General features: G+C 61.4%; 9 protein-coding genes and 3 pseudogenes. 6 read left to right on the plus strand and 6 right to left on the minus strand.

Annotated features, from left to right (window positions below; genetic code table 11):
• Positions 1–73: 73 nt before the first annotated feature.
• Both J4D25_RS27345 and J4D25_RS16410 read right to left on the minus strand, forming a co-directional pair.
• Positions 74–850 (minus strand): annotated as a pseudogene (locus tag J4D25_RS27345) (cache domain-containing protein); the annotation flags it as partial.
• A 219-nt stretch (positions 851–1,069) separates the two neighbouring features.
• A complete protein-coding gene (locus tag J4D25_RS16410) occupies positions 1,070–2,386 on the minus strand; it encodes a Na+/H+ antiporter family protein (RefSeq protein WP_056722503.1) in 1,317 nt (438 codons plus the stop codon).
• A gap of 579 nt (positions 2,387–2,965) precedes the next feature.
• On the opposite strand from J4D25_RS16410, the pseudogene J4D25_RS27350 reads away from it, so the two are divergent.
• The 3 genes and pseudogenes from J4D25_RS27350 to J4D25_RS16420 all read left to right on the plus strand — a co-directional run.
• A pseudogene (locus J4D25_RS27350) lies at positions 2,966–4,036 on the plus strand (HAMP domain-containing protein); the annotation flags it as partial.
• A 264-nt stretch (positions 4,037–4,300) separates the two neighbouring features.
• Positions 4,301–4,894, plus strand: a pseudogene (locus J4D25_RS27355) (methyl-accepting chemotaxis protein); the annotation flags it as partial.
• 315 nt (positions 4,895–5,209) lie between these two features.
• Positions 5,210–6,886: an MFS transporter gene (locus tag J4D25_RS16420; RefSeq protein ID WP_057714003.1), complete on the plus strand. Its 1,677-nt coding sequence runs from the start codon at positions 5,210–5,212 to the stop codon at positions 6,884–6,886.
• A 180-nt stretch (positions 6,887–7,066) separates the two neighbouring features.
• Here the strand turns inward: J4D25_RS16420 and J4D25_RS16425 are convergent, their stop codons facing one another.
• Genes J4D25_RS16425 through J4D25_RS16440 form a run of 4 tightly spaced genes read right to left on the minus strand, consistent with a single transcriptional unit; the run spans position 7,067 to position 9,680 of the window.
• On the minus strand, positions 7,067–8,383 hold the full coding sequence (locus J4D25_RS16425) for a sensor histidine kinase (RefSeq protein ID WP_057714002.1): 1,317 nt from the start codon (positions 8,381–8,383) through the stop codon (positions 7,067–7,069).
• Positions 8,380–9,048, minus strand: coding sequence for a response regulator transcription factor (locus J4D25_RS16430; protein WP_057714001.1), 669 nt, complete (start codon positions 9,046–9,048; stop codon positions 8,380–8,382). Before J4D25_RS16430 ends, J4D25_RS16425 begins: the two co-directional genes overlap by 4 nt.
• 3 nt (positions 9,049–9,051) lie before the next feature.
• Positions 9,052–9,372, minus strand: coding sequence for a PepSY domain-containing protein (locus tag J4D25_RS16435; protein ID WP_057714000.1), 321 nt, complete (start codon positions 9,370–9,372; stop codon positions 9,052–9,054).
• Positions 9,372–9,680, minus strand: coding sequence for a PepSY domain-containing protein (locus J4D25_RS16440; protein ID WP_057713999.1), 309 nt, complete (start codon positions 9,678–9,680; stop codon positions 9,372–9,374). Before J4D25_RS16440 ends, J4D25_RS16435 begins: the two co-directional genes overlap by 1 nt.
• Positions 9,681–9,914: 234 nt before the next feature.
• On the opposite strand from J4D25_RS16440, the gene J4D25_RS16445 reads away from it, so the two are divergent.
• The 3 genes from J4D25_RS16445 (at position 9,915) to J4D25_RS16455 (ending at position 12,458) form a co-directional block, all read left to right on the plus strand.
• Positions 9,915–10,994 carry a hypothetical protein gene (locus tag J4D25_RS16445; protein ID WP_057713998.1) on the plus strand — a complete coding sequence of 360 codons (1,080 nt, stop codon included), beginning with the start codon at positions 9,915–9,917 and terminating at the stop codon, positions 10,992–10,994.
• Positions 10,995–11,069: 75 nt separating this feature from the next.
• Positions 11,070–11,426, plus strand: a complete 357-nt coding sequence (gene queD / locus J4D25_RS16450; RefSeq protein WP_008021670.1) for a 6-carboxytetrahydropterin synthase QueD — start codon at positions 11,070–11,072, stop codon at positions 11,424–11,426.
• A gap of 210 nt (positions 11,427–11,636) precedes the next feature.
• Positions 11,637–12,458, plus strand: a complete 822-nt coding sequence (locus J4D25_RS16455; protein ID WP_057713997.1) for an alpha/beta fold hydrolase — start codon at positions 11,637–11,639, stop codon at positions 12,456–12,458.
• The last annotated feature ends 53 nt before the right edge of the window (positions 12,459–12,511 follow it).

Consider the following 12,511-nt stretch of genomic DNA (forward strand, 5'->3'; position numbering starts at 1 on the left):
GCCGTACCAGGCCGTGGATCTTGTCGACGAAACGGTTGAACGAGCCGGCCAGTTCACCGAGTTCGTCCTGACTGGTGATGGTCAGGCGGCGGGTCAGATCGCCCTCGCCCGCCGCGATGTCGTCGAGGTTGGCTTTCATCAGATGCAGCGGACGCAGAATGGTGTTGGCCAACAGCATCCCGGCAGCAGCGATCACCAACAGCACCACGACTGCTACGCCAACGATACTCAGCACCATGCCTTGCATGCGCTCCTGGACCTTGGCTTCGACCACGGCCACTTGTGCTTCGATGCCGTCGAGGTTGACCGCGGTGCCGACCGCCATGTCCCACTTCGGCAGGTATTCGGTGTAGCCGAGCTTGGGCACCAGCACCTGGGTGTTGCCAGGCAATGGCGAGCTGTATTGCAGGTAGTGCGTACCGTCCTTGGCGACTTTCACCAGGTCGCGGTTGACGTAGACACCGTTCGGGTCGCGGTTGTCCTTGAAGCTCTGGCCCACGCCCTCGGGGCTGTTGGCCTTGAACAGGCGCACGGTGTTGGAGTCGTAACCGAAGAAGTAACCGTCCTTGCCGTAGGTGATGCTCGACAGCAGCTTGATCACTTGGGCCCGCGCCGCCTCATCGCCGGGGGCGGCGGCGTCGTAGAGCGGTTTGATCGTGGTCATGGCCACGGCCACGTAGCTTTGCAAGGTTGCCTTGGCATCGCTGAGCAGGCGCTCGCGGGTCTGCTCGACTTCCTTGCGCGCCTGATCCTGAAGAATGAACAGCGTGGTCAGGCTGATGACCAGCGCAAACAGCAACACCGGGAGGACGGCAAGGGACAGGACTTTGGCCTTGAGGCTCATGCGCATGACGTTCACTCTTTTGATTTTTTGTTGGCGTGGTTAAAAGCTTTAACGGCACGCCAAGGCAAAAGTTGAACGCAGTCAATCGGAGCAGTGGAGATCCCCTGTGGGAGCGAGCTTGCTCGCGATAGCGGACTGTCAGCCAAATAGATGTTGACTGTTTCACCGCCATCGCGAGCAAGCTCGCTCCCACATTTTGATCCAGGGTAATCAGAAGGGAATTGGTTACAGGACCATCGCAGCCACCCAGCCGAACGCCAGCAACGGCAGGTTGTAATGCAGGAAGGTCGGGACCACGGTGTCCCAGATGTGATGGTGCTGGCCATCGATGTTCAGGCCGGAAGTCGGGCCCAGGGTCGAGTCGGAAGCCGGTGAACCGGCGTCGCCCAGGGCACCGGCCGTGCCGACGATGCACACGATCGCCAACGGGCTGAAGCCCAGTTGCACGCACAGCGGCACGAAGATCGCCGCCAGGATCGGCACGGTGGAGAACGATGAGCCGATGCCCATGGTCACCAGCAACCCCACCAGCAACATCAGCAAGGCGCCAATGCCTTTGCTGTGATCGATGTACGACGCCGACGACTCGACCAGCGTCTGCACCTCACCGGTGGCCTTCATCACTTCGGCAAACCCGGAGGCGGCGATCATGATGAAGCCGATCATAGCCATCATTTTCATGCCTTCGGTGAACAGGTCGTCGGTGTCACGCCATTTGACAATGCCCGACACCGAGAAGATCAGGAAGCCGACCAGCGCACCGATGATCATCGAATCGAGCAACAACTGAATGATGAACGCCGCCGCGATGGCCACGCCGGCCACCATCAGGCTCAGCGGGTTGTATTGCACCGCCACTTGCTCGACCTGTTCGATCTTCGCCAGGTCGTAGACACGCTTCTTGCGGTAGCTGACAAACGCGATCAGCAGGCCCGCCACCATGCCCAGGGCCGGAATGCCCATGGCGTGGGTCACGTTGATGCCGCTGATGTCCACGCCGCTGCGGGCGACGTTGGCCAGCAGGATCTCATTGAGGAAGATGTTGCCGAAGCCCACCGGCAGGAACATGTAGGGCGTGATCAGGCCGAAGGTCATGACGCAGGCGATCAGTCGACGGTCCAGTTGCAGCTTGGTCAGCACATAAAGAAGCGGCGGCACCAGCAACGGAATAAACGCGATATGTATCGGCAAGATGTTCTGCGAGGCGATGGCCACGACCCAGAGCAGGCCAATCAGCAGCCACTTGACCTGGCCACCGCCGCTGGCGTGCTGGCGATCGACCATGGCCAGGGCCTTGTCGGCCAGCGCATGGGCCATGCCGGACTTGGCAATGGCCACGGCGAAAGCACCGAGCAAGGCGTAGGACAACGCCACCGTCGCCCCGCCACCGAGGCCGCTGTTGAAAGCCTTGAGCGTCGCCTCGATTCCCAGGCCACCGGTCAAGCCACCGACCAGCGCACCGACGATCAGGGCGATCACCACATGCACGCGGGACAGGCTGAGGATCAGCATGATGCCGACCGCGGCAATTACTGCATTCATTTCATTACCTCGATACAAACGAAAAGACTCCGTCCGGCAGTCTGCGAAGAGCCACCAGCGGATTAAGGAATGGGTTTTATTAGAGGGCGCGCACTGTGCCGCAGCGTCACCTCCTTGTCAAAGCACCTCGGCGCTGTCGATATGTAACGACATGTAATGACCTGTAGGAGCGAGCGAGCTCGCGATGCACCTGAGAGCACCGGGGGGATCAGGTTTCCATCGTCATCGTTGACGACCATCGCGAGCATGCTCGCTCCTACAAGGGGGAAGTGTTTGATAGCCGATAGACGGGATAAAGAAACCAAAATCGCGGCCGTTACAGTGCAAAGTCTCAGATATTTATCGAATAAGGACGTCTCCATGTCGCTCAGACAACTTTCCATTCAATGGAAAATCACCCTGCTGGCCGGGCTGTGCCTGGCGGGCATCGTGACCCTGCTGGTGGGTCTTTCGCTGTACCGCATGGAGCACAGCTCCGAGCTGGTGAAAGCCTCGAGCATGGAGATGCTGACAGAGGCGGCCCAGGCCCGGATCGAGTCCCAGGGCGAAAACCAGGCGCTGGGGATACGCCAGCAGTTCATGGACGCCTATCAGTACGGCCACGGCTTCTCCCGGCAGGTGCTGTTCCTGCGTGACCAGGCCGAGAAGCGCTTTCACGATGCCTTCGACCTGCGCGAAGACCTGACCCGCCAGGTCAAGTCGGCCCTGCAAGCCAACCCGGACCTGCTCGGCCTGTCCCTGGTGTTCGAACCCAATGGGCTGGACGGCAAGGACGAACTGTTCGCCGGGCAAGCCGAGCTTGGCAGCAACGACAAGGGTCGTTTCGCCCTCTACTGGTCGCAGCCGACGCCGGGCAAGGTAACGTCCATGGCGCTGCCGGAAAAGGACATGGCCGACACCAGCACCGGCCCCAGCGGCGAAGCGGCCAACGCCTGGTTCACCTGCCCGCGCACCACGCTCAAGCCGTGCGTGATCGAACCTTACTTCTATGAGATCGACGGTCAGAACGTGCTGATGACCAGCATCGTTTTCCCGCTGATGGTCAACGGCAAGGTGATCGCCTCGCTGTCCGTGGACATCAACCTCAACAGCCTGCAAGCGGTCAGCCTGGGCGCGAGCAAGAAACTCTATGACGGCCAGACCAGCGTCAGCATCATCAGCCCGGCCGGCCTGCTCGCCGGCTACAGCCCGGACGCCGGCAAACTCAGCCAGCGCCTGGACGCCGTGGATAAGGCCAATGGCGCCGAACTGCTGCGCATGCTCGCCGCCAGCAGCAAAACCGCCAGCCTGCACAGCCATCAGCAACTGAAAGTGCTGGCTCCCTTCCAGCCGATTCCCGACGGTAAATCCTGGGGCGTGCTGCTCGACGTGCCGGAGAAAGTCCTGGTCGGCCCGGCCGAAGCCCTGAAAAAGCAACTCGATGACAGCAATACCGCCGGTACCCTGGTCGAGCTCGGCCTGGGGGTGCTCGCCGCGCTGCTCGGCCTGCTGCTGGTGTGGCTGATGGCCCGCAGCGTCACCCGACCGATCCTCGGCGTGGCGCACATGCTCGAAGACATCGCCAGCGGCGAAGGTGACCTCACCCGCCGCCTGGCCTACGACAAGCAGGATGAACTGGGCCAGTTGGCCGGCTGGTTCAACCGTTTCCTCGACAAGCTGCAACCGATCATTGCCGAAGTGAAGCGCTCGGTGCAGGACGCCCGCAGCACCGCGGATCAGTCGTCCGCCATCGCCGCACAGACCAGCGCCGGCATGGAGCAGCAGTACCGCCAGGTGGACCAGGTGGCGACCGCCTCCCACGAAATGAGCGCCACCGCCCAGGACGTCGCCCGCAGCGCCGCGCAGGCGGCCCACGCCGCCCGCGATGCCGATCAGGCGACCCGTCAGGGCCTGACCGTGATCGACCGCACCACCGCCAGCATCGACAACCTCGCCGCCGACATGAGCACGGCCATGGTTCAGGTCGAAGGTCTGGCCGCCAACAGCGAGAAGATCGGCACCGTACTGGAAGTGATCCGTGCGATTGCCGAGCAGACCAACCTGCTGGCCCTCAACGCCGCGATCGAAGCGGCCCGTGCCGGTGAGGCCGGGCGCGGGTTTGCCGTGGTGGCCGATGAAGTGCGCAACCTGGCGCGGCGTACCCAGGAGTCCGTGGAAGAAACCCGTCTGGTGATCGAACAACTGCAAAACGGCACCCAGGAGGTGGTGGGTTCGATGAACAACAGCCATCGTCAGGCCCAGGGCAGTGTCGAGCAGGTTGGCCAGGCCGTGACGGCGCTGCGCCAGATCGGTGATGCGGTGACCGTGATCAACGATATGAATATGCAGATCGCCAGTGCCGCCGAAGAGCAAAGCGCGGTGGCCGAGGAGATCAACAACAACGTGGCGACCATCCGCGACGTGACCGAGTCGCTGTCGGGCCAGGCCAATGAATCGGCGCGGGTCAGCCAGTCGCTCAATAGCCTGGCGAACCAGCAGCAGAACCTGATGGATCAGTTCCGCGTCTGAACCCTGCTGGCCGAACAAAATACCTGTGGGAGCGAGCTTGCTCGCGATGACGGATTATCAGACACATTGATATTGAATGTGCCACCGCCATCGCGAGCAAGCTCGCTCCCACATTTATTCTTCCGTGCTGCTCAATCAAATGATGGCAAGTGGATATCTGCCGCATGCCGATTATGCTTCATGGAACCTTGCAGCGCCTTCGGGCGTCAATCTGAATGCAAACCACGTAATCCAATGACTTCAGCCCCAGGGCCTGGGTACGGTAAGTGTTGGTGGGAACTCCGGCCTACAACAAGAGCAAGACGGAGAATACTCATGGCAGCAATCGACAATGCAACCACGGGCAGCACGCCCAACCGCGGGCTCACCCGGGAGGAGCGCAAGGTCATCTTCGCCTCGTCCCTGGGCACCGTGTTCGAATGGTACGACTTCTACCTGTACGGCTCCCTCGCGGCGATCATCGCCAAGCACTTCTTCGCCGGTGTCAACGAAACGACGTCCTTCATCTTCGCCCTGCTCGCCTTCGCCGCAGGCTTTGCCGTGCGGCCCTTCGGCGCCATCGTGTTCGGCCGGTTGGGCGACATGATCGGGCGCAAGCATACGTTTCTCATCACCATCGTGATCATGGGTATCTCCACGGCCGTGGTGGGTTTGCTGCCCGGCTATGCGACCATCGGCGTCGCCGCGCCGATCATCCTGATCAGCCTGCGCCTGTTGCAAGGCCTGGCGCTGGGCGGTGAGTACGGCGGCGCCGCGACCTACGTGGCCGAACATGCCCCCAAGGGCAAACGCGGCTACTTCACCTCGTGGATTCAGACGACAGCCACCCTCGGCCTGTTTCTGTCACTGCTGGTGATCCTCGCCTGCCGTACCGCGCTGGGCACTGAAGCCTTCGAAGCCTGGGGCTGGCGGATTCCGTTCCTGCTGTCGATCCTGCTGCTGATTATCTCGGTGTACATCCGCTTGCAGCTCAACGAGTCGCCGGTGTTTGTGAAAATGAAGGCCGAAGGCAAGTCTTCCAAGGCGCCGCTGACTGAATCTTTCGCACGCTGGGAGAACCTGAAGATCGTGATCATGGCCCTGCTCGGCGGCACCGCCGGCCAGGCAGTGGTCTGGTACACCGGGCAATTCTATGCGCTGTTCTTCCTGTTGCAGACGCTGAAGATCGAACCGCAAACCGCCAATTTATTGATTGCCGGCTCCCTGCTGATCGGCACACCGTTCTTCGTCATATTCGGCAGCCTGTCCGACCGTATCGGGCGCAAGGGCATCATCATGGCGGGCTGTATCATCGCGGCACTGACTTACTTCCCGATCTTCCACGCGCTGACCCAATACGGTAACCCCGACGTGTTCATCGCGCAGGAGAAGAATCCGGTCACGGTCGTCGCCAATCCCGCCCAGTGTTCGTTCCAGTTCGACCCGGTGGGCAAGGCCAAATTCACCAGTTCCTGTGACTTGGCCAAGACCGTGCTGGCCAAAAGGGCCATCCCTTACAAGAACGCGGACGCCGAGCCAGGCGCCGTTGCGCAGGTGCGCATTGGCGATAAAGTGATCGAGAGCTTCGAGGGCACCGGCATGCCGGCCGCCGACTTCAAGGCCAAGAACGACGCCTTTGCCACCACCCTCGCCACCGCCCTCAAGGACGCCGGCTACCCCGAAAAGGCCGACCCGGCCAAGACCAACTACCCAATGGTGTTGCTACTGCTGACGATCCTGGTGATCTACGTGACCATGGTCTACGGGCCGATTGCCGCCTGGCTGGTGGAACTGTTCCCGGCACGCATCCGCTACACCTCGATGTCGCTTCCCTACCACATCGGCAATGGCTGGTTTGGTGGCTTCCTGCCAACGGTGGCGTTCGCCATGGTGGCGGCCACGGGGGATATCTACTACGGGCTGTGGTATCCGATTGTCATCGCGGTGATGACGGCGGTGCTGGGTATTTTCTTCATGCCGGAAACCAAGGATCGGGAGATTCATCACACATAAACCTGACACCTCACCCTGTGGAACCGGGTGTACTCATAATCGGCGGCCATGAAAAACCACTGTGGGAGCGAGCTTGCTCCGGGCGGCGATCCGACGATAGCGTCAGCACATTCAACATCAATGTGTCAGACAGATTGCCATCGCGAGCAAGCTCGCTCCCACAGGGCTCCTGGTGTGACTTCAAGTATGTTTAGGCAACTCGATGACAACCTTCAACCCGCCCCATTCGCTTTCCAGCAACGACAGTTTGCCGCCCCAGCTATCGACGATGTCGCGCACGATGCCCAGCCCCAAACCATGCCCATGGGTTTGCTCATCCAGTCGCGTACCTCGGCCGAACACCTGATCGCGACGCTCTTCGGGAATGCCCGGGCCGTCATCTTCCACGTTGAGTTCAAAGCCCTCTGCAGTCTCGGCCACACTCAGGCGAACCTCGGCATCCGCCCACTTGCAGGCGTTATCCAGCAGATTGCCCAACAGTTCCAGCAGGTCTTCGCGATCCCAGGGCAATTGCAGGCCGGTGGGTGCGCGGTAGCTCAGCGCCAGGTGTTCGCCATGGATCATGTTCAGGGTGGCCAGCAACCCGGGGAGTTGCGCATCGCAATCAAACAGTGCGCCCGGCAACGCATCGCCGGACAACCGCGCACGATTGAGTTCCCGATTGAGCCGTTGCTGGACTTGCTCCAGTTGCTCCTTGAGGACCTTGCGCAATTGCGGGTGCGCGTCGAGTTGCTCGCTTGAAGCCAGGCTCAACAGCACCGCCAGCGGAGTTTTCAAGGCGTGGCCGAGGTTGCCCAGGGCATTGCGTGAGCGCTTGAGGCTGTCCTCGGTGTGGGCCAGCAAATGGTTGATCTGCGCCACCAGTGGTTCCAGTTCCACCGGCACCTGATCATCGAGTTGCGAACGCTGGCCCTGCTGAAGCTGCGCAATCTGCTCGCGGGCCTGCTCCAGCGGACGCAAGGCCCGGCGCACGGTAATCCGTTGCAGCAGCAGAATCAGCAGCAGCGCCGTCAAACCGAGACCAAACCCGAGCTGTTGCATGCGCCGGAAGCTTTCGCGAATTGGCGTGTAGTCCTCGGCGACGCTGATGGAGATCGGCAACCCCGAACGTCGATAGTCCGTACGCAGCACCAGTAACTGTTGCCCTTCCGGACCCAGTTGCAAGTTGCCATGCAGGCCGGGGTGATCGAGCACCGGCAGTTCCTGATCCCATAAAGAACGGGAACGCCAATGGCCGTCGGCGAAATCGATGCGGAAATAATGCCCGGAGAACGGCCGTTGATAAGCCGGTGACAGGCGTCGCTCATCCAGTTGCAAGCCTTGCGGCCCGCGCACCAGTGCCGCCAGCAGGTTCTCGCTGTCATTGCGCAACCCGGCTTCGAGGTAGCGCTGCAACCCCAATTCGAACAGCCACAGGCTGGTTTGCGCCAGCACCAGGCCAACGACCACCATCACGCTGATCAGGCCCAGGCTCAAGCGGCGTTGGATCGATCTCACCGGGCTTGCCCGCCGAACAGATAACCCTGGCCGCGACGGGTTTCAATCACACTTTTGCCGAGCTTGCGGCGCAAGTGGTTGACGTGGACTTCCAGCACATTGGAATCGCGCTCGGTTTCACCGTCGTAGAGGTGTTCGGCGAGGTGGCTTTTGGAGAGGATCTGCTCGGGGTGCAGCATGAAATAACGCAACAGGCGAAACTCCGCGGCGGTCAGTTGAATGTCCGCACCGTCGCGCACAACGCACTGGCGACCTTCGTCCAGATGCAACCCCGCAGCCTTGAGCGTTGGCTGGTTGACCTGGCCATGGGAGCGGCGCAACAACGCCTGGATGCGCAAAAACAACTCTTCGGGATGGAATGGCTTGGTCAGGTAGTCGTCGGCGCCGGCCTTGAGGCCTTCGATGCGTTCGGCCCAGGAGTCTCGGGCCGTCAGGATCAGCACCGGCGTGGCCAGCCCCGCCGCGCGCCATTGCGCCAGCACCTCAAGCCCCGGCACGCCGGGCAAACCGAGATCGAGGATGATCAGGTCGTAAGGCTCGGTGCTGCCCTGATGTACCGCATCGCGACCATCGGCCAGCCAGTCCACCGCATACCCCTGGCGATTGAGGCCGGCCAGCAGTTCGTCGGCCAGGGGCACATGGTCTTCCACCAGGAGCAAACGCATGGATCAGTCTTCCTTGTCTTTGAGTAAACGGCCGGTGGTGGCATCGATGCCCAGTTCGCGGACCACGCCCTCAGGGGTCAGCAGCTCGACTTCATAAATGTAGACGTCGTGTTTTTCTTCGAGCTCGGCTTCCAGCAGCTTCGCACCGGGGTAGTGACCCATCGCCTGCTGCAGCAGTTGCTCCAGCGGCAGGATCACGCCCTGTTGACGCAGGCTCAGGGCCTCATCCTGATCCAGGTCGCGGGCCAACACTGCCGAGCAAAATGCCAGAAGCAACAGCGCCATCCGGCTACCGGTGCATCGCTTGAATAAAAACACCTTCATTACGAATCCTGATGATCCTTGAGAACCTGCCCGCTGACAGCGTCTAATTCCACATCCCAGTCGATGCCCTGAGGATCGCGCAGCTCGACCTTGTACAGGTATTTGCCATAACGCTGTTCCAGCTCGGTTTCATTGACGGTGGAACCCGGATGCCTGGCCACCGCGTTGGCATTGAGTGTCTCGAACGACACAATGGTACCAGCGTCGCGCAATCTCAGCGCTTCATCCGGGCCAAGTTCCCGGGCGTGGGCGAGGCTGGCGGTCATGCCGAGGATCGACGCGGTGAACAGGGTGGTCAGGGTTTTCATGGGTGTCTCCGTATTTCTTCAGGTGCTGCCTGTGGGCGCCACCTTAACCGGATGAACTTAATTGAAACTGAATTGCCATCATTGGCAACACCGCCCTCCTTTGTGGGAGCGAGCTTGCTCGCGATAGCGGCGGCACATCCAACAATGATGTGACTGCAACACCGCTATCGCGAGCAGGCTCGCTCCTACAGTGATCGTGTTTATAATTTCTGTCGGCCCGACATCGAGACTTTAATGACCGCCATCCACATCAAGTTCCCCTCCCTGACCCTCAAGGCCGGTCCAGGTGCCTTTGCGCGCATTCGTGACAGCGGCTTGAACGCCGCCGACGTCGGCACCTTGCCTGGCGCGGCTGGCGGTCCGAAGGCGCTGGGGATTCAGGGTCTGGACCTGGCGCTGTTCGGCGAGTGGCTGCCGGCGGCACCGCGGGAACGCTCGCTGATTGGCGCATCGGTGGGTTCCTGGCGCTTCGCCAGCGCCTGCCTGCCGGACGCCGCCGAGGGCATCCGGCGTCTCGGGCAGCTCTACACCGAGCAACACTTTGCCAAGGGCGTGACCATGGCGCAGATCAGCCAGAGCTCACAGCGCATGCTCAATGACCTGCTCGACGGTCGCGATGCCTCGATCCTCGACAACAACCATTACCGCCTGAACATCATGTTGGTCAAAAGCCACGGCCTGCTCGCCGACGATCATCGCGGCCGCCTCGGGCTGGGCCTGTCATCGGTCATCGCCGACAACCTGCGCGGCCGGGCGCGGCTGGCACGACACTTCGAACGCCTGATCATCCACGACCCGCGCCTGGCGCCGCCAGTCAATGCCTTGAATGACTTCCCGTCGCGCTTCGTCGCCCTCAATGCCGGCAACTTGCGCCAGGCCCTGCTGGCCTCGGGCTCGATCCCGATGGTGATGCAAGGCGTGCGCGACCTGCCGGGCGCCGGCGCCGGGACCTTCCGCGACGGCGGTCTGCTGGATTACCACCTGGACCTGCCCTACAGCGGCAACGACATCGTGCTGTACCCGCATTTCACCGACCGGGTGATTCCCGGCTGGTTCGACAAGACCCTGCCATGGCGCCGCGCCTGCCCGGTTCGCTTGCAGAACGTGCTGTTGCTGGCGCCGTCGAAGGAATACCTGGCGCGCCTGCCCTACGGCAAACTGCCGGACCGTAACGACTTCAAGCGCTTCATGGGAGACGCCCCGAGCCGGCAGAAATACTGGCGCACGACCATGGACGAAAGCCGCCGCCTGGGCGACGAATTCCTCGAACTGGCCGCCAACGGTCGCCTGGGCGAGCGCTTGCTGACCCTTTAGTCAGGACAAACTGGTAAACTCGCCACCTGCCCGAATCGCTGCGGCGAACGCCACCTGAACAGAGCTGAAGATACTGTGGAAATTTTCAAAGAGTTTACCTTCGAATCCGCCCACCGCCTGCCCCACGTACCGGACGGCCACAAGTGCGGGCGCCTGCACGGTCACTCGTTCAAAGTGGCAATCCACCTGAGCGGCGACCTCGACCCGCACACCGGCTGGATCCGCGATTTTTCGGAAATCAAGGAGATCTTCAAGCCGCTGTACGAGCGTCTGGACCACAACTACCTGAACGACATTCCTGGCCTGGAAAACCCGACCAGCGAAGTGCTGGCCAAGTTTATCTGGCAGGAGTTGAAGCCGCTGCTGCCGGAACTCAGCGCGATCCGTATCCACGAGACCTGCACCAGCGGTTGCATCTATCGCGGCGAATAAGCCGGCAGACAAATGCAGAACCCTGTGGGAGCGAGCTCGCTCGCGATGACGGCGCCACATTCAACATCGATGTGACTGACACAACGCCATCGCGAGCAAGCTCGCTCCCACAATGGAACAGCGTTTTGTCAGAGAAAAAGAAAACAGCCTTCATCGGCTGTTTTTTTATGCCTATGCTTTTTGCCTCGCACCCGCCAAGAGGACACACCTATGACTGACTGGCCACTGCCCCAGACCTACCGCTTCAAAGGGCACTCCGTGCGCTACGCCGTGCGCGGCGACGGCCCGCCGCTGGTGTTCGTGCATGGCACGCCCTTCTCCTCTTATGTCTGGCACCGGATTGCCCCGCACTTCATCACCACGCACCGGGTGCACTATTTCGATTTGCTGGGCTACGGGCAATCCGAGAAAGTTGATGGTGACGTGTCCCTGGGTGTGCAGAACGAATTGCTGACGCAGTTGCTGGATCATTGGGGCCTGGATCGCCCCGACGTGTTGGCCCATGACTTTGGCGGTGCCACAGCCCTGCGAACGCACCTGCTCAACGGCAAGGATTACCGCAGCCTGACACTGATCGACCCGGTGGCGCTCACGCCCTGGGGTTCGCCGTTCGTGCAGCATGTGCGCCAGCATGAAGCAGCCTTCAGCGGACTGCCCGATTACATCCAGCAAGCGATTGTGCCGGCTTACATCCGCGGGGCGATCAAGCGGAAAATCCCGGACCGCGAACTCGCCCCCTATGTTCAGCCGTGGCTGGGAGAGCCGGGGCAAGCGGCGTTCTACCGGCAGATCGCGCAGATGAACGAGCGCTATACCTGCGAGGCCGAGGGCCTGTACTCGACGATCCGCTGCCCGGTGCAGATTCTCTGGGGTGAAGATGACCAGTGGATTCCCATCGAACGCGGGCGGGCCTTGCAGCAGATGATTCCCGGATCGCAGTTTTATCCGATTCCCAACGCCGGTCATCTGGTTCAGGAAGACGCGCCCGAAGCGGTAGTCGCGGCGCTGCTGCGGTTTTTGCCCCTGCAGTAATCCTCCAGAACAAACCCGCTCCCACATTTGAACGGTGGTGATCAATGTCACTG

It is taken from the genome of Pseudomonas sp. GW456-L13 (assembly GCF_017350115.1).
GTDB classification, from domain to species: Bacteria; Pseudomonadota; Gammaproteobacteria; order Pseudomonadales; family Pseudomonadaceae; genus Aquipseudomonas; species Aquipseudomonas jessenii.